This is a genomic window from Shewanella sp. 8A, assembly GCF_023475945.1.
Classification (GTDB): Bacteria; Pseudomonadota; Gammaproteobacteria; order Enterobacterales; family Shewanellaceae; genus Shewanella; species Shewanella xiamenensis.
Genome location: NZ_JAMDJP010000037.1, coordinates 1 through 24,224, shown reverse-complemented (window position 1 = coordinate 24,224; position 24,224 = coordinate 1). Strand labels below are relative to the sequence as shown.

Below are 24,224 nucleotides of genomic sequence, written 5' to 3'. Positions count from 1 at the left end.
TGGATCACTATCTTGCTCACATTTATCATGATTTTCTCAAAAACGGATTTTCTTGAGTGAACATTATGTATTTGCCAATATCCCGCCTAGCAATCAACACCAAAAAACACTTTGTGTATAAAAAAGCGAAACTAATTAAACAAAATTCAATTAAAACCATTTTCAATATAGATTAAACTCACCTAAAACACCTAAAAACGAACAAATCATCAAAAATAATATTTGGCAAAATCCCGAATCGCTGGCACATTGATACTCAATTGAGACATCCTCAAATGAAATACAGCGGTTTAGGAGTTGCATTATGTGTTCGATTTTTTCAATTTTAGATATTCAATCCGATGCGAAAGAGCTACGCCAAGTGGCACTAGAAATGTCCAAACTGATGCGCCATCGCGGCCCCGATTGGTCAGGCATTTACGCCAGCGATAAAGCGATTTTGGCCCACGAACGCTTGGCCATTGTCGATATTGAACATGGCGCGCAGCCACTGCTAACCGAAGATGGCAGCCTTATCCTCGCGGTCAACGGTGAAATCTATAACCACAAAGAACTCAAAGCCCAACTCGGCGATAAATACAGCTATCAAACCAACTCAGATTGCGAAGTCATTCTGGCGTTGTATCAGGAATATGGCACTGAATTTCTTGATAAATTAAACGGTATTTTCGCCTTCGTACTCTACGACAAAGCCAAAGACGCCTACCTAATTGGCCGCGATCATATGGGTATCATTCCGCTCTACACGGGTCGAGATGCGGCAGGTAACTTCTATGTCGCCTCCGAAATGAAAGCCCTGATGCCAGTGTGTAAAACGGTGGAAGAATTCCAGCCGGGCCAATACTTATTCTCAAGCGATGCTGCGGCTGTGAAATACTACACCCGCGATTGGCAACAGTATGATGCAGTTAAAGATAACGGCGCCAGCCAAGAAGAATTGCGTGAAGCTCTAGAAGCCGCAGTAAAACGTCAATTGATGTCCGATGTACCTTACGGAGTATTACTCTCCGGCGGTTTAGACTCATCGGTAATCTCGGCTATCACCCAGACATTTGCCAAACGCCGTATCGAAGATGACGGTGAAACAAACGCTTGGTGGCCACAGCTACACTCCTTTGCTGTCGGTTTAAAAGGCGCTCCGGATTTAATCGCGGCCAAAAAGGTTGCTGATGCCATTGGAACGATTCACCATGAGATCAACTTTACCTTCCAAGAAGGGCTAGATGCGATTAAAGAAGTCATCTACCACTTAGAAACCTATGATGTCACCACCATTCGTGCTGCCACACCCATGTATCTGATGGCGCGTAAAATCAAGGCGATGGGGATCAAAATGGTGTTATCGGGTGAAGGTGCCGACGAACTCTTTGGCGGTTACTTATACTTCCATAAGGCGCCAAACGCGCAGGCCTTCCATGAGGAACTCGTGCGTAAACTGGATAAACTGCATCTATTCGACTGTCTGCGTGCCAACAAAGCCATGGCGGCGTGGGGATTGGAAGCCCGTGTGCCTTTCCTCGATAAGGAATTTATGGATGTGGCAATGCGCATTAACCCTGAGGCAAAAATGTCTAAGGATGGCCGGATTGAGAAACACATTCTGCGCCAAGCCTTTGAGCATAAATTACCTAAAGAAGTCGCCTGGCGCCAAAAGGAACAATTCAGCGATGGCGTAGGCTACTCTTGGATTGATGGTTTGAAGGCCCATGCCGCAGAACAGGTCGACGATTTGCAACTAGCCAACGCGAAGTTCCGCTTCCCGTATAACACGCCAGAAACCAAAGAGGCTTACTTCTATCGCTGTTTCTTTGAGGAGCATTATCCATTGCCAAGTGCTGCCGAAACGGTTCCTGGTGGCAAGTCGGTCGCCTGCTCTACCCCAGAAGCGCTGGCATGGGATGAAAGTTTACGGGGTATTATCGACCCATCAGGCCGCGCCGTACGCTCAGTGCATGCCGCCAGCTATTAACCACTGATATCCCATCCTAATAATAAAGCCACCCTCGGGTGGCTTTATTACCTTTAACGCTTTGCCCCATTCATTTAGCTTTGCCAAGCAAGCTAAAATACGGCCGAGCAATAATACCTTGAGTGATTCAAGAAGAAGCGAACCAATGATCTAGGCCGATATTGCCAATGGTAAAACTGGCGTCACATCTTTAACCTTGGCAATTTGCCCAGAAGACTTAGCAAGAAACGCCTCCCCCGCCTTTATCCCTTGCTGGTAATCAATCCGTAAATCCGCATCTGTGCTACCTAACAGCTTACTCTGTAATGGTGACTTAGCAAAAATCTGCACAATTTCAACATCATCGGGAGGATTGGCAATAAAGTCTAGCTCGGTCTGATAGGCCTCTTCATGCTGCACTAAGTAATCAATGGTCTTAGGGCAAAAACCTGAGACGCAGATCCACGACTTGAGTTTATGTACCCAAGCGGATTGGGCTTGAAAATCTTCATTCACCGTTCTGACCACCACAATTTTACGGGCGCCGCGTCGATACGCTTCACGCACAGGTAGCGGCGCCGCTAAACCGCCATCGAGATAAAAATCCTGCTCTGGTTCAGCCATAACTTCGGCATGATTAGCAGATTCAATCGCTAACCAAGGTGTTAACTTCACCCCTTGTTTATATAAAAAAGGCAATGCGCTAGAGGCTTTAAGTAGTTCACGCCAGTGATCGTGGTTGGTTGGGCTCAAAAAATACCCTTGGCGATCGCTGACTCGCGTGGTGGTGATAAGAAGTTCTCGCCCACGGAGGGATTGACTCGCCGCGGCTAAATCTAGCTTAAAGCTTCCACGTTGAATCTGGTCAAAATACCAGTCGAGATCGATCACATTGGCGCCAATCAGACCTCGTCCTAATTGATAGAAGCGTTTATGACGCGTTAAGCCACGGATAAGTTTTTTAGCGTATCCCTTTTGCCTAGCTAAGAAACTCGTCAAGTTTTGCGAGCCAGCAGAGGTACCAATCAATAAATCGAAAGGGTCGAACTCCGCATCAAGCCAAGCATCGAGTACGCCTGCGGTAAAAATACCGCGCTGACCACCACCCTCTGCAATTAACGCCACTTTAGGCGCGGTAACAGATTGAGAAGCTGAGGATAAATGGTTAATCGGCGGCATAACTGACCTTATCGCAATGGAGAATAGATAAGCCCAGTCTAAACAAAGAAAGCCATAGTAAAAAACGGATAGAATCTATTGTTGTAATCGATAAATAAATATAAGAAGCGTTTTGCGTGAATTAAAGCACTTTATCAACGATGCAATACTCGCATACATAGTTAAAAGCTATAGGTAAAGTTGCTTGTAGATACAATGCGTTGCATATGCAATCTAAGCCCGCGGATCGTCACGCTGGCTTAGATTGCACTTGGTTTCTTAACGTTAGAACTTATGGGTTAATTCAAGCGTGACATTGCGCGGCTCGCCAGGGAAATGGCCATTGCGCTCACTAAAACCGCTGACAGCATATTCCTTATCGAAGATATTCTTCAGATTTACGCGCACTTGGGTTTGGTCCCACTGGGTCGTCCAGCTCATATCAAACACCGTATGGGGTTTTACCGTTTGACCATTGAGGCTAAATTGCTCGCCCACATAGTCCATCCCAAAAGCAATGGCGGAATCAATCGCTTGAATATCGTAGCGCGTCCATAGCCCTGCTTGATGGCGCGGCGCATTGGCAAAGTGTTTGCCGTCACCAAAGGTGTTGGTTAGGCTGTCGTTGGTCACGCCTTTAATCACTTCGGTATCGTTATAGGCATAGTTAGCCGTTACGGTAAGGTTATCTGTGAGATCGCCCACCAGCGTCCATTCCACCCCTTGGCTACGTACTTCGCCAAAATTAACTAAATTCGGAATACCATCGTCATCCCCAGTATCTAAAGGGTTAGCCTGGGCCACATTTTGTTTTTCAATGCGATAGAGTGCGAGTGTGGTCATAAACTGGCCATCGAGCCACTCGTTTTTCATCCCAAGTTCTATTTGATTACCAGTTTCGGGATCGAGTGCGCCGTCGCTTTTGATGCTCTCTTGATCAGACAATGCTGCCGGATTGAAACTCTCTGAGTAGTTCAAGTAGAAAGACATCGCATCGATTGGACGATAATTCAATCCAGCCCTTGGGGTAATGGCATTATCGCTAAAGGAGAATCCGGTCTTTTTATCGTAATCATCAAACTGGCTGAAGCGTAGACCCGCAATTAAAGACCACTGCTCGTTGAAATGCAGATGCTCTTGCAGATACAGGCCAAAACGGTTGGCACGGGTACCGTCGGTATCCATGTCTTTTAACTGATAAGCACTTGGGTTTGTTTCACCGTAATTCAGCGCAAAGATATTCAGATTACCCACGCCTTCCTTACTGGTCGCCAACTTGTAATGGTATTCGGTTTCGACGTAGTGATAATCACCACCAAACAGGAACTCATGCTCAAAACCTAAGGCATTAAAACGATAAACAAAATCATTGGTTAAACTGATTTCGTCATTGGCACGGGATTGGACACGATATTCACGTTTGATCGTACCATCTGCGCTGTTTGCCTTGCCATCACCATTCACATCGACCCAACCACGGGATTCGTGATATTGCTGATCGGATTCATTATTCAGGTAACGAATTTGAGTTTTTACCGAAAAATCATCACTAAATTGATGATCGAGAATCGCTTGCAGCACCAAGGCATCCATTTTCTGGAAATCGCTTTTCTCGTTGGCATTGTAGGAAGGATCAACAAGGAAATTACCCGCATCATCCACGGGTACACCACGGAGTCGATTGCCACCCAAATCCTGCCTTATCAGATCGAAGGTGGTGGTGAGCTTGGTATCTTCACTTATTTCATAGAGTAAACCACCTGCCACTTCGGCATTTAAGCTATCGGCATTGTTACGAAAGCTATCTTCCTGCTGATAGTAGCCCCCCCAATCGATAGGCTAAATCCTCAGTTAAACCGCCAGTGAAATCCAGCGAGCCGCCCATCATGTCGTAGCTACCCGTGCTTAGGGTGAGATCTTTACGCTCGATAAAGGTTGGTTTCTTCGTCACATAGTTAATCATTCCGCCGGGTTCACCGCCGCCATAGAGTGCCGATGCAGGGCCTTTTAATACTTCAACCCGCTGTACGTTGAACAGTTGTGGCACCGAAAATCCCGAATACGGGTCGCCACGTACACCATCGTAAAACACGTTTGCATCATCGCGAAAGCCACGAAAGGTCACGCCGGAATAGCTAAATTCACTCACACCGGCAATGGAGCGGTATAAGTCAGTGATGTTACGAGCGGCTTGATCGTCAATCAGTTGCTCGGTCAGCACTTGTACAGACTGCGGCAATTCCATCACATTGATTGCCGTTTTAGTGCCGATTTCAGTCTCTTTATCAACATACATTTGCATGGCGCGACCACGCACGACAATTCGCTCTGGCGCCTTAGTCTCGGCTTGTGCTTCGGCCTGAGTGTTGGTTTGTATATCGGCTTGTACCGTTGAAGTACTTTCTTGCTCAGGTTTACTCTCTTGAGCGTTAGGCGCAGCCGCAAAGGCCAAATGCGGCATCAGGGCAAGCGTTAGTATTGAATAGGCAAAACGTGTTTTCACAAAGTCCCCCAACCTTGAGCAAACCTGTGGTTTACCCATATCATCAAAATGTGCCGTCATTATAAAGTTTGATTACTAGATAACAATAATTCTCATTTGAATTTACATCGGTCAGGATTGATAGCAATTGTAAAGAGAGTCTACTCGTTATGTGTGGATATAGCAGCATGGCTCTTAGTGCATAGCACTTACTAAATGGCGCTTAATGAAAGCCATCTCCAATAAAAAAGCCAGCATCACTTTGCTGGCTTTTTACTGTTTTTAGTGGCTATACGCTTTGAATATAAAAACTTAAAAAACAGCCTCATCAAGCGTGGTTAGCATCTCACTCGCCTGCTCCAACTGTTTACGCAGGCTGCGGCTCTGCACGGCCCAATACGCCATATAAAAGTCCGCCGTTTTCAGTTTAGCCTGGTAAAACTCCGCCTCTTGCGTGCCATTTGCGAGCGCAGTTAGCGCAATCTTGGCCATACGCGCCCACATCCATGCCAGAGCCGTAATGCCAAATAACTCCAGATACGCCATCGATGCCGCGCCGATAATGTCGGGATTGCTGGCTGCATGGCTCGCTAAATAACCACTCGCCTTTTGTAAATCGGTGGCGCAATCCATTAGCCCACTCACGTAGGGCTGCATTTGCACATCTTTGCCCTGTGATTGAATAAATTCAGTGACCAGCGTTGACCATTGCTGCATGGCAGCACCGCGATCGCTCAGCAGTTTACGCCCAACTAAATCGAGTGCCTGAATACCATTAGTTCCTTCATAAATCAGTGCAATACGGCTATCACGCACAAATTGCTCCATCCCCCACTCGTGAATATAACCATGACCACCAAACACTTGCTGTGCATCAACGCAGGCATTAAAACCTCGGTTAGTGATAAAACCTTTCACCACTGGCGTAAACAAGGCCGCTAATTGCGAGGCCGCTTTGGCTTTTGCAGGATCACTATGGCGCTCAGCCTCATCAAGCCACAGCGCCTGCTGGCCAACAAGTGCACGGGCACCTTCATTAAAGGCTTTTTGCGATAACAACATCCGGCGCACATCACCGTGTACCAAAATCGGGTCGGCAGCTTTTTCAGGCGCTTTAGCGCCACTAATGGCGCGGCTCTGCAATCTGTCCTTGGCATAGGCTAAGGCATTTTGATAGGCGATTTCGGACACGCCTAATCCCTGCATTCCAACCCCCAAACGCGCTTGGTTCATCATGGTAAACATGGCGCGCAGCCCTTGGTGGGGTTCTCCCACTAACTCACCGAGTGCATCCTCAAATACCATCACACAGGTTGAGTTGCCGTGGATGCCCATTTTGTGCTCAAGCCCACTGGCATAGAGGCTGTTCGCCTCACCTAAACTGCCATCACTGTTCACTAACACTTTGGGCACGGCAAACAGCGAAATGCCCTTAACCCCTTCGGGCGCATCGGGCAAGCGTGCTAACACTAAGTGCACTATGTTATCGGTAAATTGATGGTCGCCCGAGGAGATAAAAATCTTCTCACCTGTTATCGCAAAGTAGCCGTCCGCCGCAGGCACGGCCTTAGTACGCAATAGTGCTAAGTCGGTTCCGGCATGGGATTCGGTTAGGTTCATGGTGCCAGTCCATTCACCACTCACTAATTTCGCTAGATACTTCTGTTTAAGTGCCTCACTGCCGTGGGCATGAATAGCCGCATAGGCGCCGTGGGTAAGGCCGGGATACATGGCAAAGGCCATATTAGTCGAGGTTTGCATCTCGGTGGCGAAAATCCCGACTACTTCGGGCAGTCCTTGGCCACCGTATGCAGGATCGCAGGTCAGTGTCGGCCAACCATTGTCGACAAACTGCTGATAGGCGTCGGCAAAACCTTCGGGGGTAACCACTTTGCCATCCACGAGTTTGCAGCCCTGCACATCCCCTACGCTATTTAACGGCAACATCACCTCAGTACTGAAATCCGCCATACCTTGAAGGATGGCATCGACCAAATCGGGGTCAATTTCATCGAAGCCTTTTAGGGCATCTTGCTGATAAATATGCAACATTTCATCGAGGATAAATTGATAGTCACGCAGTGGTGCTTGATAGACTGGCATAATCGCTTCCCTTTCTTGTTTTATGGCAATGGACTAAGTGCTCTGACCACTTTAGCTAAATCTGTTGAAAAAGGAAGCATCTGAGCCTCTGTGCAGTGACTTTTGTTTGCACAATCGAACAGCAAAACCGTAAATTGATCGCAACAAAGGCTTATGCTCAAGTGCAAAAGTTTGTAAGCTAAGTGTCTGTATTGCTGATACGTCATCAGGTTGAGGATATTGTTACTATGGGTTCTGTTACCACCAAAAAACACGCAAACGGGCTCGATTATGTCGAAGTAAACACTGCGTTATGCCAAGCAAGGATTTTTTTACAGGGCGCGCAAATCGACCATTTTCAACCCGTAGGTAAGCCGCCCTTGTTATGGGTGTCTTCGGCGGATGACTATCAACCCGGTAATGGGATCCGTGGCGGTGTACCCGTCTGCTGGCCTTGGTTTGGCATGAGCAATCAAGCTAATTTTCCACAACATGGTTTTGCGCGCACCCGTATTTGGACACTCGAGTCTGTTGAGATGCGAAATCAACTGGTGGATTTGCGTTTCAGTTTAACGATCAGCGAAGAAGACAAGGTCTTTTGGCCGCACCATACCCAAGTCAGCGTACTCTTTACCTTAGGTGAAACCTTAAGTATCAGCTTAGTTAACACTAACCTTGGCGATGTGCCCGTAACGCTTACCCAAGCACTACACAGCTATTTTCCGATTGAAGATATTCATCAGCTTAAGGCCACTGGTTTTAGTGGCGCTCAATATATTGAGTTTGCCGAAGGGCCTTATCCGCAAACGACAGATGATGTGCTATTTGACCGCGAAACCGACCGCGTTTATACCAAGCTAGGCCCAGTTCAACACTTACATACGCCCCAAGGTGTGATTGAAGTGAGCCGCGAAAATAGCCACTCGGCCGTGCTGTGGAACCCTTGGATTGAAAAATCGACTCGCCTTGCCCGCTTTAATGACGATGATTATCTGACCATGGTGTGTCTTGAAGCCGCCAATGTGCTTGAAGATAAATTAACGCTGGCTCCCGGCGAGAGTCACAGTTTAGTCACCCATATTCGCTGGGTAGACTAATCGGTCTTTATCCCCAATCAATGCAAAAGCCCAGTGCATGACTGGGCTTTTTTATGCCATCAAATTCACGATGGTCATCTGTTTGGCAATCACCGCCTACTTAGTGTTTTTCTCAAAACGCGCTAACAAGCTTGAGGTATCCCAGCGATTACCGCCCATGGCTTGAACTTCTGAGTAAAACTGATCCACAAGTGCGGTTAAGGGTAAGTGCGAGCCATTGCGGCGAGCTTCTTCTAGGGCAATGCCTAAATCCTTACGCATCCAATCGACGGCAAAACCAAAATCATAGCTTTGGCCCCACATGGTCTTGTAGCGATTTTCCATCTGCCAGCTTTGCGCCGCACCTTTACTGATCACTTCCACCACTTTTTCACCGTCAAGACCGGCCTTACGGGCAAATTGCAGCGCTTCGGCAAGGCCTTGAACCACACCTGCGATACAAATTTGGTTGACCATCTTAGTGAGTTGGCCGGCACCAACCTCACCTAAGCGCTCAGCGCAACGCGCAAACGCTTCGATAACGGGCTTAACACGCTCGAACACAGCTTGATCGCCCCCGACCATCACAGTCAGTACGCCATTTTCGGCACCAGCTTGGCCACCAGATACAGGCGCATCGAGAAAATCGACGCCTTTTTCGGCCAGCACTTTATGTAATTCACGGGCCACATCGGCTGAAGCCGTCGTATGGTCCACCAATACAGTGCCTTGAGCCATACCATGGATCAGGCCATCATTGCCTAATACCACTTCACGCAAGTCGTTATCGTTGCCTACGCAGGTAAAAACAATATCTTGGCCGATTGCCGCCTCTTTAGGCGTTGGGCAGCAGCGACCACCGTAGTTCTCGACCCAGGTTTGTGCCTTGGCAAAAGTGCGGTTATACACAGTAACCTCATGGCCCTTGTTGAGTAAGTGTCTTGCCATGGGGTAACCCATTACGCCTAAACCAATAAATGCGACTTTTGCCATGAGGAACTCCTTTAATTGATAAACAAGGTGAAACGTTTTACACCACACATTTGCACTGCGTTCATTTAACCTCACTGAATTAACACAATAGATTAACGACACACAGGATGCGCGCTTATGTTACTCCGAGAAAGACCCGACCCAAACTAAAAAAATGCGAGCAAGTGTTTCAACTTAAAAGGTCAATCTGTAGCTAAAACGGTGGCGGCAGTGTAGCACTCGATTAGGCGAGCGTCAGAGTAAAAATGCACTTGGCAACAAACGCAGTGTTCGACAGAAACAACAAAGGCGCACAGAGGCGCCTTTGTTTTTATAACTAACCCAAATCACTTTTGTACGTGTGCTTCCATTTCGGCGCCAATTTTCTTGCGCATTTCCATTAAGCGCAGTGCGGAATCACGCAGATGAATATCATACTCAGTCTGCGGCACCCATTCAGGCACGGGTGTAGGTTGACCATTTTCATCCACGGCAACCATGATGACAATACAGTGAGTGGTGAGATGACGCTCAGAGACCTTAGGATCCCCTGCCCGCACATCAATACCGATGTGCATAGAGGTCTTACCGGTATAAATCACCTTAGCGCTGACTTCGACGATATTTCCCACGAGGATAGGCTGAACAAATCGAATTCCACCCGCATAGGCGGTAATACAATATTTACCACTCCAGCCCGCAGCACAGGCATAAGCCGCAAGGTCAATCCATTTCATCACAGCGCCACCGTGAACCTTACCACCAAAATTCACATCTGCGGGTTCTGACAAAAATCTCAGGGTAATTTGTCTATCGATACCAGCCATATAACCTCAACTTATTCAGCCTCTGTGGCTCAATGATTTTGCAATAAGTTGAGTTTACGATAGAAATGCGCAATAGCGTAAAGATAATTACGATTGTCCCAGTGAAGAGAACCGATTTAGCCAAAGTAACTTATTAGCCCACAGGAGAGTAATAATCCCGGCAACGCCAGGCGATACAACCACAGCTGTAATTGACTGCTAACAAAGCGAGTGCCCTTGCCATAAGTGTAAACACCCAACCCAGCCAAAAACAACCCAATCACTTCAAATCCCGATGACATATGGTTACTGCCACCGACACTGATGGCGGTCACCAATAAGGCGAACCACACCAACACATATGCCGCAATCGCAAAGGTGAAGGTCTTCATGCCGATATCCATATTAGGATGCCAAGCTTTGGATTCACCACGAATTAATTCGGTCAAATTTGCGGTTACGGCACCAACGATAGGCACAAGCGGGATCACCAGAGGGTTTAACATGACAGATTTCCTTTTAAATAGAATATGCCTGTCATTATCGGCGGCAAAGGGCATTAAACAAGCTTGATGAACAAAGGTTAACTATTTGGATATCAGCAGGTTAGAAAGTGATATTAGGCACAATTCGAGCATAAAAAAATGCGCCAGTAGGCGCATTTTTTATCGAGCTAACCGCTGTTTAGACTTTCTTAAACAGCAATGAACCGTTAGTGCCACCAAATCCGAAGGAGTTACACAGAGCATACTCTAACTTTACATCACGGGCAGTGTGCGCCACGAAGTCTAAATCACAGCCTTCATCTGGATTATCGAGGTTGATGGTCGGTGGTACGGCTTGATCGCGCAGCGCAAGCAGAGTGAAAATCGCTTCAACCGCACCCGCAGCGCCCAGCAAGTGACCCGTCATAGACTTAGTCGAGCTTACAAGCAGGTTGTAGGCATGATCGCCAAACACAGATTTCACCGCTGCCGCTTCAGCTTTATCACCCGCAGGCGTTGAAGTGCCGTGCGCATTGATATAACCAATTTTTTCAAATGGCAGCTTAGCATCATTCACTGCATTGACCATAGCGGCCGCAGCGCCCGCTCCATCACTTGGAGGCGATGTCATATGGAACGCATCACCACTCATACCAAAGCCGACGAGTTCACCATAAATGGTCGCACCGCGCGCCTTCGCGTGCTCGTATTCTTCCATCACCATCACACCCGCACCATCACCGATGACAAAACCATCACGGTCTTTATCCCATGGGCGACTGGCCGCCGTTGGGTCATCGTTACGGGTTGACAGCGCTTTGGCCGCACCAAAACCACCAACACCGAGTGGACAAGTCACATCTTCGGCGCCACCGGCAACCATTACGTCAGCATCGCCATAGGCAATAGTGCGCGCCGCAAAACCGATATTATGCACACCGGTAGTACAGGCGGTAGTGACGGCAAAGTTAGGGCCCGTCATACCGTACATAATCGATAAATGGCCGGCAATCATATTGATAATGGTGCTTGGCACGAAGAAAGGCGAAATTTTACGAGGGCCACCACTTAATAGCGCGCTGTGGTTTTGTTCAATCAACCACATACCGCCCATGCCAGCACCGATTGCGGTACCCACACGGCCAGGGTTTTCTTTGCTCATATCCAGACCTGAGTCTTGGATAGCTTGGATGCCCGCAGCCATACCATACTGAATAAAGAGGTCCATTTTGCGGGCGTCTTTTTTAGTTAAGTACTGCTCAACATCGAAATCTTTTACAGAACCACTGAAACGAGTGGTAAATTCGCTGGCATCAAATTTGGTTATGGGCGCAATCCCACTCTTACCCGAAAGCAGGGCTTTCCAAGTAGTGTCGACAGTATTGCCCACGGGCGTTACTAACCCTAAACCGGTTACCACTACACGACGTTTAGACACGGCAGTCACCTTTTGAATGCTAAATAGATTAAGTTATGACAGACAAATGCAGTTCTATCATTAAAATGTCTTCGCCAATCTGCGGCGAGCATCTCATGGATAAATTCAACACAGCTTCCAGAGACGATTGAATGGCACTATTGCAGAATTAGGCGGGGATAAAACAAAAACAGGCGGCATATTTGCCGCCTGTTCTCTAGAATTCAGAATTACTGATTCTTAGAAACGTAATCGATCGCTGCTTGAACAGTAGTGATCTTTTCAGCTTCTTCATCAGGGATCTCGGTATCAAACTCTTCTTCCAGAGCCATAACCAACTCAACAGTGTCCAGAGAATCTGCACCCAGATCGTCAACGAAAGATGCCGCTGGTTTAACGTCTTCTTCTTTAACGCCCAGTTGCTCTACAATGATTTTCTTTACACGTTCTTCGATGTTGCTCATTAGTTTTCTTTCCTATTCAAATTACGCACTTGCGTAAGATTGCGAGTAGTTTATTAGATTTGGCTGACAATGCAAGCTTAGTTTTCGTGGTCTAACCACGAAATTTAGCGACCAATTGATACAGATCACTACTCAGTTGCGACAGTATCCCTGCCATCCGCCCTTAAACCATGTACATTCCGCCATTCACATGCAAAGTCTCGCCTGTGATATAAGCGGCAGAGTCCGACGCCAAGAAGAGTACGGCATTGGCAATTTCTTGCGCTTGCCCTAATCGTTCCATCGGAACCTGAGACATGATAGCTTTTTGCTGATCTTCGGTCAGCTCATCAGTCATATCGGTCTGGATAAATCCAGGAGCGATAGCATTAACTGTAATTTGACGAGATGCAACCTCTCTTGCAAGAGATTTTGTAAATCCGATCAAACCAGCTTTTGCTGCCGAGTAGTTAACTTGACCTGCATTGCCCATAGTGCCTACCACTGAACCGATATTGATGATCCGGCCGAAACGCTTTTTCATCATGGTACGCATCACAGGTTTTGATAGTCTGAACAATGATGTCAGGTTGGTATCGATGATATCGTTCCATTCATCATCTTTCATTCGCATCAGCAAATTATCACGGGTGATACCCGCGTTGTTGACTAGAATATCAACATCACCCGCTTTTTCTTTGATCGAATCGAATAAATCGGTGACGGATTGACTATCGGTAACATTAAGCACTAAACCAAAACCTTTGTCACCCAGATATTCTTGAATTGCTGCGGCGCCCTTCTCACTTGTGGCAGTTCCAACCACAATCGCACCGGCTTCGACTAAGGTTTCGGCAATCGCACGGCCAATACCACGGCTCGCGCCTGTCACTAAGGCAACTTTGCCCGCTAAACTCAGATTGATACTCATACAAACTCCTTATTCAGTTAACGCGGCAAGAGATGCAACGTCATTAACTGCTTGGGCAGAAAGAGATTTATTAATGCGTTTCGCAAGACCTGTCAATACTTTACCAGGACCACACTCAACTAACTGGGTAATACCTTTTTCGGCCATTAATTCAACGGTTTCGCTCCAGCGTACAGGGCAATACAGTTGACGCACCAGTGCATCTTTAATGTCGGCAACCACAGTGGGTGATGCCACATCTACGTTATTAATAACGGTAATGGTCGGCGCATTAAACTGCACATCGTTTAACGCAAGAGCTAATTTATCAGCAGCAGGTTTCATTAATGCGCAGTGTGATGGCACGCTAACAGGCAAGGCTACCGCCATTTTGGCGCCCGCCGCTTTACAGGCCGCAGCGGCGCGTTCAACCGCATCTTTTTGACCGGCGATAACCACTTGGCCAGGGCTGTTGAAGTTAACTGGGCTTACCACTTCGCCTTGAGCGGCTTCAATACACGCATTAGCAATACCGTCATTATCTAGACCGATAATCGCGTACATAGCGCCAGTACCAGCGGGTACGGCTTGCTGCATCAATTGACCACGTAGCTCAACCAGTTTAATCGCATCTTTAAAGTCGATGACACCAGCACAAACTAATGCAGAATATTCACCTAGGCTGTGACCCGCTAACATCGCAGGCATAGATTTACCAGAGGCAACATAGGCACGCCAAATCGCCACACTTGCCGCTAATAAAGCAGGCTGAGTTTTATCGGTTTCATTTAAGGTTTCAACGGGGCCGTCTTGCACTAATGCCCACAAATCATACCCTAGCACCTCACTCGCTTCGGCAAAGGTTTGTCCCACTATTGGCTGTACAGCAGCCAGCTCGGCTAACATGCCTAGGGCCTGTGAACCTTGGCCTGGGAATACAAAAGCTACATTTTCCATATCAAATTACCTATGGCGAACTTAATTTATTGAACACTAAACCGTTATCTTGGACAGCTAACCAAGATAACGATGAGCAGGAATTTATTCGTATACAGATACGATTAAAAACGGACGAGCGCACTGCCCCACGCAAAACCAGCGCCAAAGGCTTCGAGCAGCAAGAGCTGACCACGTTGGATCCGACCATCACGCACAGCTTCATCCAGAGCAATAGGTACCGAAGCCGCCGAGGTATTACCATGCTTAGCAAGGGTTAACACCACTTTATCTAAGCTCATGTCTAGCTTTTTCGCCGTGGCATTAATAATGCGGAAGTTAGCCTGATGGGGAACCAACCAGTCGATTTCCGACTTATCGATATTATTCAGGCGCAAGGTTTCAGTCACGACATGGGATAACTGGGTCACCGCCACTTTAAAGACGTCATTGCCTTTCATCGTCATAAAACCAACCGCTTCAGAGGTTTCCCCCTGACGTGGTGGGAAAGCGCACTTAAGCAAATCGCCTTGACGACCATCGGCATAAATATGGGTTGAAATAATCCCGGGCTCATCGGAAGCACCGATAACCACCGCCCCCGCACCATCCCCAAACAGAATGATGGTGGTACGATCTTCCGGCTCACACAGACGGGATAAAACGTCAGCACCAATCACTAATACTTTTTTCGCGGTACCATTTTTAACGAATTGGTCCGCAACCGATAAGGCATACACAAAACCTGAACAAGCCGCCGCAATATCAAAGGCTGGAATGGTATGCACACCGAGCATGGCTTGGATTTCGCAGGCCGCGGCAGGGAATGCATTTGCCGCACTGGTTGTACCGCAAATGATCATATCTAAATCTGATGCCTCAATACCGGCCATCTCTAACGCATTTAATGCCGCCTGATAGCCCATCGTTGAGACAGTTTCGTCTTGCGCTGCAATGCGGCGCTCTGAAATACCAGTGCGTTCAACAATCCATTGGTCACTGGTTTCCACCATTTTTTCCAAATCTTGATTACTACGCACCTGCACCGGTAGGTAACTACCAGTTCCGAGAATTTTTGTATGCATAAGGAGGAATCAGTTATTTATATCTAAAAGAATCGACTCCAAACGATCTTTTATCATTTCGGGGAGTCGACGTTGCGCTTCAGTCACTGCCAAACTAATTGCTTGTAAATAGGCAGTTTCATCCGCATTTCCATGGCTCTTTACAACTATGCCGCGCAATCCTATCAGACTTGCACCATTATAGTGGTCGGGGTTCATCTGGCTGAGAACCGCCTGAATGCGGGGGGCGATGAGTTTTGCCAAAAAACGCACGAAGAAACCTTGAGTTAGGCCCCGTTTTAACTGATGTACCAATAGCTTGGCAATGCCTTCAGAGGTTTTGAGCGTGATGTTACCCACAAAACCATCACAAACGATCACATCAACATTCCCAGAATAGATTTCATCACCTTCAATAAAGCCGGTGTAATTAATCTGATCAGTGTTTTGCAGTATTTGTGCCGCTTGTTGAACCTGATCGTTGCCTTTGATTTCTTCTGTGCCCACATTAAGGAGTGCGACTTTAGGGCGAGATTTTTTATCCACGGCCTCACACAGCACTGAGCCCATCACGGCAAATTGGAATAGCGTTTCGGAATCGCAGGAAATATTGGCACCTAAATCCAATAAATAAACTGGCTTTTGCGTCACGGAGGGTAAACAACTGACCAATGCAGGTCTGTCCACGCCGGGCAAGGTTTTTAACAGCACCTTGGCCATCGCCATTAACGCGCCGGTATTTCCTGCACTCACACACGCAGCAGCACGTCCATCTCGCACTAGTTCAATTGATAAACGCATCGAACTATTTTTACGAGTGCGCAAAGCGTGCACGGGCCTGTCAGACATACTCACCACTTCATCGGTGTGAATGACTTCAATACGGGAGAGTAACTCTTGTTCTGCTTGGTGCAGATAGACATCTATTTCAGTCTTATCGCCGACTAAAATGATTTTAAGGGAAGAATGAGATTTTAGTGCCCGCAAAGCTGCAGGCACTGTGACGTGGGGGCCATGATCGCCGCCCATCGCATCTAACGCGAGCGTCAGACTCGTCATTAGGAAACCAACAAATTACTTGTTGATTACCTTTTTACCGCGATAGAAACCATCAGCAGTCACGTTGTGACGCATATGGACTTCACCGCTGGTAGCGTCTACAGACAGCTGAGCAGTGCTCAGTGCGTCATGTGAACGGCGCATACCGCGCTTTGAACGAGATTTTTTATTCTGTTGTACAGCCATTGGCCCTGTCTCCTAGATTACTTGCTCTTCAGTTTTTCTAACACTGCAAACGGATTTGGACGCTCCTCTTGAGCGGGTTCGATCTCGCCTACAACTATATCCATTGACCCGATATTGCAATCAGTTTCTTCATGCATCGGGATGATGGGCATAGCGACTATCAATTCATCTTCGATCAATTGATGCAGACGTACTTCGCCAATCTCATTGCACTCAATTGGGTCATACGCATCCGGGAGCTCATCGATTTCTGCCTTAGTCCGGCATGGACCGAAGCAAAACTCGACCGTAACCTCAGTGGTAAATAGTGTCATGCAACGTTGACAAACCAGAGTGAGCTCCGTCACAGCCTTCCCTTTCAGGTAGACTATCCCCTGCAAATCTACGCCACATTCAAGCGACACTGCCACATCGGAACAGTCGCCGGCACATAACTCATTTAATCTTTTCAATTGCTGCCCGGGCACAATCCCCTCATAGGTAGAACGGCTCGAGGCGGCGCGAATAGGATCAATTGAAACCGGTATCTTTACTGTTTGCATAAGGCGCGCATATTATAGTTTGAAAACGCTAGAGTCAAAGAAAAATTTCTTACTTAAGTCCCAGTTTGCAACTTAAGCGATTCTCTAGCCCCAACATTGAATTAATGGAAGCGAAATTTTACCCAAGCAGGGGGCGGCACACAAGCGTAAGCCGTCTAAAATAGCCGCATTCACCGAAAGAATCCTCAATTACCTTCCTAAAGTGACAGCATCTGTTGCCACGGCTTGCATTCAATCATCCAGATTGGCGACAATAAGTGAAGTTTTCTAATGGATTATTAATGATGACGCCCCAGTTAATCCTCGCCTCCACCTCCGTATATCGGCAAGCACTGCTGAACAAATTAGGCTTACCCTTTGAGTGCTGCGATCCCAAGGTTGATGAAACCTCACTGCCTAATGAGTCAGCGCAAGCCTTAGTACAACGATTAGCGCAGGCAAAAGCAGAAGCTGGTGCAAAATATTGTCCTGATGGTCTGATTATTGGCTCCGATCAGGTTGCCGTGATCGATGGCAAGATCATCGGTAAGCCATTAAATCGCGATAATGCGATTAAGCAGCTCAGTCAAGCCTCGGGGAAAGCCATTACCTTTTATACAGGTCTTGCGCTTTATAATGCTCAAACGGGTGAAATGAATGCCCAAGTTGAGCCTTTTACAGTGCATTTTCGGCACCTTACAGCATCACAAATCAGTGCTTATGTGGATAAAGAGCAACCGTTTTACTGTGCAGGCAGTTTTAAAAGTGAAGGTTTAGGCATTGCACTCTTTAATCGTTTAGAAGGACGAGATCCTAATACGCTCGTGGGATTACCTTTAATCTTACTCACGGAAATGCTGCTCAGCCAAGGCATAGATGTATTAGCATAATGCTTATAAATGCTGAAGGAGCTGCTGCGGTGAATCAATCAATGCTATCGGCTTAGCTTGTCGTAATACCGCCTCACTATGCGCGCCGTAAGTCACACCGATGCTATCGATACCTGCGTTCGCTGCCATGGTTAAATCCAGTAAAGAGTCACCGACCATCAAAGCACGCTCAGGCTGAATGCCCAGCTCCTGCAATAGGCTGATGATCATCTCAGGATGGGGCTTACTCTGCGCTTCATCGGCGCAGCGGGAGGCAATAAAGTAATGCCCTAATCCAGATTGTTCCCACACGCGCACCAGACCAGCTCTCGCCTTCCCCGTCGCCACGGCTAACTGATAACCCTTTGCAGATAATGATTCGAGCAATTGTGGTGCTTGGTCGAAGATTGGCGTTGGCGTGGTATCAAGATGCAAATACTGCGTCTTAAACTCGGCGCGCATCGTGATGTAACACTCTTCAGTGCCGGTGCTGACAGTAGAAGCAGTAGACATATCCTCTTCAGGAAACGCCGAAAATCGCTGTGATGAAGACAATAATCCGCAAGGAAACAACACTTGTAACGCCTGCGTCATCGACAAGCCAATCACATTACGAATATCCGCCTCAGCAGGAACAGGCAGCGCCAGTGCCCTAGCCATATTCTCAATGCAAATAATGATCTTGCCGATGGAATCCATCAAAGTGCCATCCCAATCAAAAATCACTAAATCATATTTACGCAGGGTAGAATGGTTGGCAGCCTTCATACTTCAAGGTTATCCACGGGTATATAGAGGAGCGGGAATTAAACCCGCTTTAACTTATTCAACAGTTGCTGCAGATTATCATCCAGTGGTGCAGAAACCCGCATCACTTCATCGTTTTCAGGATGGATAAACATTAATTCTGCAGCGTGTAAAAACAATCTACTCAAGCCAAGCGAGCGCATACTGTCATCGAAAGCTTGCTCACTGTACTTATCATCACAGGCAATGGGATGCCCGGCATATTGACAATGCACGCGAATTTGATGAGTACGTCCCGTGATAGGACTCGCCTGCACCAATGTACAACCTTGATAACGCTGCACAATTTTAAAACGCGTTTCTGATGGTTTGCCTTCTGCATTGACCCGCACAATGCGCTCACCGGATTTAAGTGTCAGCTTTAATAAAGGTTGTTTGACCACTTTATCCTGCGCCGACCACTCCCCCTTAACTAAAGCTAAGTAATCCTTCTGCATTTTTTTATAACGCAGTTGATCGTGCATATGTTTAAGCGCACTGCGTTTTTTAGCGACTAACAGTACGCCAGAGGTATCTTTATCAAGGCGATGAACCAACTCTAAAAACTTCTGTTGCGGACGTAAGGAGCGCAGCGCTTCAATCACACCATAATCAACACCACTGCCGCCATGAACCGCAATACCCGCAGGTTTATTGAGCACAATAAGATGATTATCTTCATGCAAAATACGATCTTCGAGTTGCGACACTTTGCTCAAGTTAGCCGAAGGCGCGGTCCGATTATCAGACTCAGCCATTCTCACGGGTGGCACACGTACCACATCACCAATTTGTAATTTATATTCTGGCTTAATGCGCTTCTTATTCACCCGTACTTCGCCCTTACGGACGATACGATAAATCATGCTCTTAGGTACACCTTTGAGCGCTGTGATTAAAAAATTATCAATTCGTTGGTCGAGGTGGTCTTCGTCAATAGTGATCAACTGCACCTGTTGCTGTGGAGATTCTGTATTCATGATGTGCCATCTACTTATAACGGCGGCCATTGTACAACAACTCACAAGAATTGTGCCTTTCCATTGCTGAATTTTTTGATTATTGCTATATTTCACCAGCGATTAGGGATAAGCCGTGAATAAAGTGTTCACAAACTCCCTGTCCCAAGTGAAAAGTTTTATAGATCAAAAAAGATTTTCTTGATAGCAAATCATTGATTTGCAAATCGTATACTGAGTAAAAATACCACAAATGCGTTTTTTACGATTAAATCGAGAATCTCACCTTACTTTATCAAGGTTTATCTAAAGCTTTTCTCACCGATTTCGAAATATATTTTAACTTGTCGTCAGACAAACCGATTCGACTTGGGCATTACCGGAACGAAATTAAAGAATTTATGGGGTTGGTTGATGTTTTACAACGAATTCCTTGTTTTTGTAATCATTAAAAAATAAGCCATAAATAGGATGCGACACGCAGCGACTGCGTCTAACAGTAATGCGCACCTTGCCTAGCTCACCAGCCGTGAGGCTTTGTTCACCACAGCTAGGCCCGTAATGCAACGAAACGCGATTGTTTGATGACCTCCATTTAAAGAAGAATGACGTCATCATGAAACGTATGTTAATCAATGCAACTCAATCAGAAGAGTTGCGTGTTGCCCTCGTTGACGGGCAACAACTGTACGACCTCGATATTGAAAGTCCTGGTCATGAGCAAAAAAAATCAAATATTTACAAGGGTAAGATCACCCGCGTAGAGCCCTCTTTAGAAGCCGCTTTCGTAGACTATGGTGCTGATCGCCACGGCTTTTTACCATTAAAAGAAATTGCCAGAGAATATTTCCCTAAAGGTTATTCATTCCAAGGTCGCCCAAACATCAAAGAAGTCGTCAGTGAAGGACAAGAAGTTATTGTTCAAATTGACAAAGAAGAACGTGGCAACAAAGGCGCGGCGTTGACCACCTTTATTAGCCTTGCTGGTTCTTACTTAGTGTTAATGCCAAACAACCCACGTGCAGGCGGTATTTCTCGCCGTATCGAAGGGGATGAGCGCACTGAATTAAAAGAAGCTATGGCCGATTTAGAAGTCCCTGCTGGTATGGGCCTTATCGTCCGTACCGCTGGTGTGGGTAAAGAGTCGACAGAGCTGAAGTGGGACTTAAAAGTTCTGCAACACCACTGGGCGGCGATCACTGAAGCGGCGCAAACCAAAGGCGCACCTTTCCTCATTCACCAAGAAAGCAACGTGATTGTTCGCGCCATTCGTGACTATTTACGCCGTGATGTCGGGGAAATTTTAATCGACCATCCACGTATTTTCGAAGAAGCCAAACAGCATATCGCACTTGTGCGCCCTGATTTTGTTGAACGTGTAAAACTCTACGAAGCTGAAGTACCGTTATTCACTCACTTCCAAATCGAGTCGCAAATCGAATCGGCGTTCCAACGTGAAGTGCGTCTGCCATCGGGTGGCTCAATCGTCATTGACCCAACTGAAGCCTTAACCTCTATCGATATCAACTCTGCCCGTGCCACCAAGGGCGGCGATATTGAAGAAACCGCATTAAATACCAACCTTGAAGCCGCCGATGAAATTGCCCGTCAATTACGTCTACGTGACTTAGGTGGCTTAGTGGTTATTGACTTTATTGATATGACGCCAGTGCGCCATCAACGTGAAGTCGAAAACCGCCTACGTGATGCCGTACACCATGACCGCGCTCGCGTTCAATTAGGTCGTATTTCTCGTTTCGGCTTGATGGAAATGTCACGCCAGCGTCTGCGTCCGTCATTAGAAGAATCCGCTGCACATATCTGCCCTCGCTGTCATGGCCAAGGCACTATCCGCAGTACTGAATCTTTAGCGTTGTCGATTCTGCGTTTGATGGAAGAAGAAGCCATCAAAGAAAATACCTCACAAATCGAAGCCATTGTGCCTGTCGATGTGGCTGCATTCCTGCTTAACGAGAAACGTAAAGCGATTCGTATCACCGAACAACGCCATGACGTGGAAGTCTATGTGATCCCAGATCCGCATATGATGACCCCAGATTATCGCGTGATCCGTCACCGCACCGACGATGAAATCGACGAATCCAGCTACAAGCGAATTGAACAGCCTGAAGCAAAATTGTACGAGCCACGTAAACTGGAACGTACTGCGGCGCCAGCTCCAGCCCTAAAAGGCTTTGCTGCTCCACAAAAAGTGGAACAAGACACTGCACCAGTTGCCAAAGTTGAAACCGCACAGCCGGGTTTCTTTAGTAAACTCTTCAGTGCAATTGGTGCTTTCTTTAGCTCAAGTGATAACGCAGTCGCAGAAAAGAGCACCGAGACTAAGAAGCAAGACAGTCAAGCCACGAATGCCAACCGTCGCAATCGTCGTAACGACACTCGCCGTACTCGCAATCCACAAGATACTGAAAAAGCGAAAGAAGGTACTCGCGAGCCACGTACTCGTAATGCCAAAAAAGTCGCCGATGCACCACAAGCTCAAGAGCGCCCAATCCGTGAAAAGGATGAAAGTGCGAAACGTGCTAAGCCTGAGCCTAAACCCCGCAATCAAGCAGTTAAAGAAGTGATTGCGGATGTTCAAGACGAAGCACCAAAGCAAGAGGTCGTCCGTGAACGTCGTCAGCGCCGTAATATGCGCCGTAAAGTTCGTATCGACAACACCACAGATGTTGTAGAAACGTCAATTCAGGAAGAAGCGATTTTAGCTGAGTTGGTTGCAATCAATGCGGATGTCACGGTAGAAGTTCAACCGGAAGTGAAAGCGCCGCGCCGCCGCCAGCCACGTAAAGAGGTTACGGTTGCGAATGAGGTCGGCGACACCACAGTATCAGAAGCTGCTGATGTGGTAGAAACTAAGCCAGCCGATGCTATTGTTGATATGCCTGTTGTTGAAAGCCAAGCAGACACTCAAGTGGATGCTAAGTTAGACACTCAACCAGCGGCCATTGATGAAGATAACGCCGAAGCAAATGTTGATGCAGATGACAAAACCAAACGTGAATCCCGTGATGGACAACGTCGTAGCCGCCGTAGTCCTCGCCATCTGCGAGCTGCTGGCCAACGCCGTCGCCGCGATGAAGATGAACAAGGCACAACGGCTCCTGCGCAGTTCATTCCTAATGATGCGTTAGGCGAAGATCAAGACTATCCAGCACCAACTGCAGTTGTTGAAACGGCTAACTTAACAGAGCAAACCGTGGCTGAAACGGTTGCAGTTGAAGTTGAAGTGAAGAGTACAGCAACGCAGCCAGCGCCGATTGTGCACACTGCTGATGTGATTTCCTCAACTGAAGCCGCAGTCTCTCAAAGCATAGCGACTGAAAGCACGGTATCAGATACCACAGTAACTGAATCCTCCGCGGAAATTAAGTCTGATGCTGTTGTCGCTGAAGTCACATCTAAACCTGTAGTTAACGATAAGGCCGCTGAAACGGTTAAAGCATCTGATGCCGAGCCACAATCAGCAACAGAACCAGCAGTGCAAGCCACAGAGGCTATGCAAATAGTGACAGATATAACTCCTGAAGCAAAAGCCGAAGAAGTGACACCAGTGACAGAAAAGACTGAGCCGAAAGAAGCGGTAAAATCAGTCGCATCAGCACCGATGGCGAAACCTGCAGCGTTTGTTAAACCTCAGGCAAAACCTGTAATGGCGCAAGCTGCTACGGCTCAACCAACGGAAGTTGTCGTCAGCAAACCGAAAGCGTCTAGCCGTTTTGGTGCTATGGTGTCATCTGAAATGACTAAACCAACGGTAGAAGTCAGAGCGCAGGTTGAAGTGCCTAAAGGCCGTGAGTATGAAAATACCGCCACCGCTGAAGCCACTGAACCTAAGCTGAAACACAGCAATAGTGCTGAATCGGATATGGCTCGTCCATAGGCCCCTTCCACAATCTAAAAAGCCATGCATCTGCATGGCTTTTTTATTTTCAGCTGTCTCGTCCTGAAATACGTTGACATAAAGAGGACTTCTTTATGACAACATCAATTAACTCAAGCCGTAAGCGCACACAACGAGATTACACCTTAGCCTTTAAATTAGGC

Annotated in this window: 19 protein-coding genes and 2 pseudogenes; 5 read left to right on the top strand and 16 right to left on the bottom strand. The window is 47.1% G+C overall.

The window, feature by feature from the left end:
• The first annotated feature begins 304 nt into the window (after window positions 1-304).
• The gene (asnB, locus tag M0413_RS19775; RefSeq protein WP_055648383.1) at window positions 305-1,969 is read left to right on the top strand and encodes an asparagine synthase B; all 1,665 of its coding nucleotides are present in this window, start codon (window positions 305-307) and stop codon (window positions 1,967-1,969) included.
• A 150-nt stretch (window positions 1,970-2,119) separates the two neighbouring features.
• On the opposite strand, the gene M0413_RS19770 is transcribed toward asnB, so the two are convergent.
• From M0413_RS19770 to M0413_RS19760, 3 genes and pseudogenes are all read right to left on the bottom strand, one after another.
• The gene (locus tag M0413_RS19770) at window positions 2,120-3,127 is read right to left on the bottom strand and encodes a patatin-like phospholipase family protein (protein WP_249555367.1); all 1,008 of its coding nucleotides are present in this window, start codon (window positions 3,125-3,127) and stop codon (window positions 2,120-2,122) included.
• Between the two features lie 264 nt (window positions 3,128-3,391).
• Window positions 3,392-5,609 (bottom strand): annotated as a pseudogene (locus M0413_RS19765) (TonB-dependent siderophore receptor).
• A 291-nt stretch (window positions 5,610-5,900) separates the two neighbouring features.
• Entirely contained in the window at window positions 5,901-7,691 is a 1,791-nt protein-coding gene (locus M0413_RS19760) for an acyl-CoA dehydrogenase C-terminal domain-containing protein (protein ID WP_249555366.1), read from the bottom strand.
• A 227-nt stretch (window positions 7,692-7,918) separates the two neighbouring features.
• Between M0413_RS19760 and M0413_RS19755 the strand changes: the two genes are divergently transcribed.
• Entirely contained in the window at window positions 7,919-8,767 is an 849-nt protein-coding gene (locus M0413_RS19755) for a D-hexose-6-phosphate mutarotase (protein ID WP_249555365.1), read from the top strand.
• Window positions 8,768-8,863: 96 nt separating this feature from the next.
• Here the strand turns inward: M0413_RS19755 and M0413_RS19750 are convergent, their stop codons facing one another.
• The 11 genes from M0413_RS19750 to yceD all read right to left on the bottom strand — a co-directional run bounded on the left by M0413_RS19750 (window position 8,864) and on the right by yceD (window position 17,566).
• A complete protein-coding gene (locus M0413_RS19750) occupies window positions 8,864-9,739 on the bottom strand; it encodes an NAD(P)-dependent oxidoreductase (RefSeq protein WP_055647217.1) in 876 nt (291 codons plus the stop codon).
• A gap of 326 nt (window positions 9,740-10,065) precedes the next feature.
• The gene (locus M0413_RS19745) at window positions 10,066-10,545 is read right to left on the bottom strand and encodes an acyl-CoA thioesterase (RefSeq protein ID WP_037419717.1); all 480 of its coding nucleotides are present in this window, start codon (window positions 10,543-10,545) and stop codon (window positions 10,066-10,068) included.
• Between the two features lie 116 nt (window positions 10,546-10,661).
• Complete coding sequence (locus M0413_RS19740; RefSeq protein WP_037419714.1) at window positions 10,662-11,030, bottom strand: hypothetical protein; 369 nt, start codon at window positions 11,028-11,030, stop codon at window positions 10,662-10,664.
• Window positions 11,031-11,208: 178 nt separating this feature from the next.
• Window positions 11,209-12,447: a beta-ketoacyl-ACP synthase II gene (gene fabF / locus M0413_RS19735; RefSeq protein WP_037427243.1), complete on the bottom strand. Its 1,239-nt coding sequence runs from the start codon at window positions 12,445-12,447 to the stop codon at window positions 11,209-11,211.
• Between the two features lie 209 nt (window positions 12,448-12,656).
• Window positions 12,657-12,890 carry an acyl carrier protein gene (acpP, locus tag M0413_RS19730; protein ID WP_006081231.1) on the bottom strand — a complete coding sequence of 78 codons (234 nt, stop codon included), beginning with the start codon at window positions 12,888-12,890 and terminating at the stop codon, window positions 12,657-12,659.
• A gap of 163 nt (window positions 12,891-13,053) precedes the next feature.
• Window positions 13,054-13,800 carry a 3-oxoacyl-ACP reductase FabG gene (gene fabG, locus M0413_RS19725; RefSeq protein ID WP_011623152.1) on the bottom strand — a complete coding sequence of 249 codons (747 nt, stop codon included), beginning with the start codon at window positions 13,798-13,800 and terminating at the stop codon, window positions 13,054-13,056.
• A gap of 9 nt (window positions 13,801-13,809) precedes the next feature.
• Window positions 13,810-14,736 carry an ACP S-malonyltransferase gene (gene fabD / locus M0413_RS19720; protein ID WP_140907570.1) on the bottom strand — a complete coding sequence of 309 codons (927 nt, stop codon included), beginning with the start codon at window positions 14,734-14,736 and terminating at the stop codon, window positions 13,810-13,812.
• A gap of 104 nt (window positions 14,737-14,840) precedes the next feature.
• Window positions 14,841-15,800 carry a beta-ketoacyl-ACP synthase III gene (locus M0413_RS19715; protein WP_037419694.1) on the bottom strand — a complete coding sequence of 320 codons (960 nt, stop codon included), beginning with the start codon at window positions 15,798-15,800 and terminating at the stop codon, window positions 14,841-14,843.
• 9 nt (window positions 15,801-15,809) lie between these two features.
• Entirely contained in the window at window positions 15,810-16,838 is a 1,029-nt protein-coding gene (plsX, locus tag M0413_RS19710) for a phosphate acyltransferase PlsX (RefSeq protein WP_037419691.1), read from the bottom strand.
• Between the two features lie 15 nt (window positions 16,839-16,853).
• Window positions 16,854-17,024: a 50S ribosomal protein L32 gene (gene rpmF, locus M0413_RS19705; protein ID WP_011072715.1), complete on the bottom strand. Its 171-nt coding sequence runs from the start codon at window positions 17,022-17,024 to the stop codon at window positions 16,854-16,856.
• Between the two features lie 17 nt (window positions 17,025-17,041).
• Window positions 17,042-17,566 (bottom strand): 23S rRNA accumulation protein YceD, encoded by a 525-nt coding sequence (yceD, locus tag M0413_RS19700; RefSeq protein ID WP_011072716.1) that lies wholly within the window; start codon window positions 17,564-17,566, stop codon window positions 17,042-17,044.
• 284 nt (window positions 17,567-17,850) lie between these two features.
• On the opposite strand from yceD, the gene M0413_RS19695 reads away from it, so the two are divergent.
• Window positions 17,851-18,435 carry a Maf family protein gene (locus tag M0413_RS19695; protein WP_081990957.1) on the top strand — a complete coding sequence of 195 codons (585 nt, stop codon included), beginning with the start codon at window positions 17,851-17,853 and terminating at the stop codon, window positions 18,433-18,435.
• A gap of 3 nt (window positions 18,436-18,438) precedes the next feature.
• On the opposite strand, the gene M0413_RS19690 is transcribed toward M0413_RS19695, so the two are convergent.
• Both M0413_RS19690 and rluC read right to left on the bottom strand, forming a co-directional pair.
• A complete protein-coding gene (locus tag M0413_RS19690; RefSeq protein ID WP_169548679.1) occupies window positions 18,439-19,182 on the bottom strand; it encodes an HAD-IA family hydrolase in 744 nt (247 codons plus the stop codon).
• A gap of 38 nt (window positions 19,183-19,220) precedes the next feature.
• A complete protein-coding gene (rluC, locus tag M0413_RS19685) occupies window positions 19,221-20,180 on the bottom strand; it encodes a 23S rRNA pseudouridine(955/2504/2580) synthase RluC (RefSeq protein WP_249555364.1) in 960 nt (319 codons plus the stop codon).
• Between the two features lie 595 nt (window positions 20,181-20,775).
• Between rluC and rne the strand changes: the two genes are divergently transcribed.
• Both rne and M0413_RS19675 read left to right on the top strand, forming a co-directional pair.
• The gene (rne, locus tag M0413_RS19680) at window positions 20,776-24,060 is read left to right on the top strand and encodes a ribonuclease E (protein WP_249555363.1); all 3,285 of its coding nucleotides are present in this window, start codon (window positions 20,776-20,778) and stop codon (window positions 24,058-24,060) included.
• A 95-nt stretch (window positions 24,061-24,155) separates the two neighbouring features.
• Window positions 24,156-24,224 (top strand): annotated as a pseudogene (locus M0413_RS19675) (valyl-tRNA synthetase); the annotation flags it as partial.

Bases quoted from the DNA above. Each gene is read 5' to 3' on its own strand.
- asnB (WP_055648383.1), top strand. From the start codon at position 305: ATGTGTTCGATTTTTTCAATTTTAGATATTCAATCCGATGCGAAAGAG.
- M0413_RS19770 (WP_249555367.1), bottom strand. From the start codon at position 3,127: ATGCCGCCGATTAACCATTTATCCTCAGCTTCTCAATCTGTTACCGCG.
- M0413_RS19760 (WP_249555366.1), bottom strand. From the start codon at position 7,691: ATGCCAGTCTATCAAGCACCACTGCGTGACTATCAATTTATCCTCGAT.
- M0413_RS19755 (WP_249555365.1), top strand. From the start codon at position 7,919: ATGGGTTCTGTTACCACCAAAAAACACGCAAACGGGCTCGATTATGTC.
- M0413_RS19750 (WP_055647217.1), bottom strand. From the start codon at position 9,739: ATGGCAAAAGTCGCATTTATTGGTTTAGGCGTAATGGGTTACCCCATG.
- M0413_RS19745 (WP_037419717.1), bottom strand. From the start codon at position 10,545: ATGGCTGGTATCGATAGACAAATTACCCTGAGATTTTTGTCAGAACCC.
- M0413_RS19740 (WP_037419714.1), bottom strand. From the start codon at position 11,030: ATGTTAAACCCTCTGGTGATCCCGCTTGTGCCTATCGTTGGTGCCGTA.
- acpP (WP_006081231.1), bottom strand. From the start codon at position 12,890: ATGAGCAACATCGAAGAACGTGTAAAGAAAATCATTGTAGAGCAACTG.
- fabG (WP_011623152.1), bottom strand. From the start codon at position 13,800: ATGAGTATCAATCTGAGTTTAGCGGGCAAAGTTGCCTTAGTGACAGGC.
- fabD (WP_140907570.1), bottom strand. From the start codon at position 14,736: ATGGAAAATGTAGCTTTTGTATTCCCAGGCCAAGGTTCACAGGCCCTA.
- M0413_RS19715 (WP_037419694.1), bottom strand. From the start codon at position 15,800: ATGCATACAAAAATTCTCGGAACTGGTAGTTACCTACCGGTGCAGGTG.
- plsX (WP_037419691.1), bottom strand. From the start codon at position 16,838: ATGACGAGTCTGACGCTCGCGTTAGATGCGATGGGCGGCGATCATGGC.
- rpmF (WP_011072715.1), bottom strand. From the start codon at position 17,024: ATGGCTGTACAACAGAATAAAAAATCTCGTTCAAAGCGCGGTATGCGC.
- yceD (WP_011072716.1), bottom strand. From the start codon at position 17,566: ATGCAAACAGTAAAGATACCGGTTTCAATTGATCCTATTCGCGCCGCC.
- M0413_RS19695 (WP_081990957.1), top strand. From the start codon at position 17,851: ATGACGCCCCAGTTAATCCTCGCCTCCACCTCCGTATATCGGCAAGCA.
- M0413_RS19690 (WP_169548679.1), bottom strand. From the start codon at position 19,182: ATGAAGGCTGCCAACCATTCTACCCTGCGTAAATATGATTTAGTGATT.
- rluC (WP_249555364.1), bottom strand. From the start codon at position 20,180: ATGAATACAGAATCTCCACAGCAACAGGTGCAGTTGATCACTATTGAC.
- rne (WP_249555363.1), top strand. From the start codon at position 20,776: ATGAAACGTATGTTAATCAATGCAACTCAATCAGAAGAGTTGCGTGTT.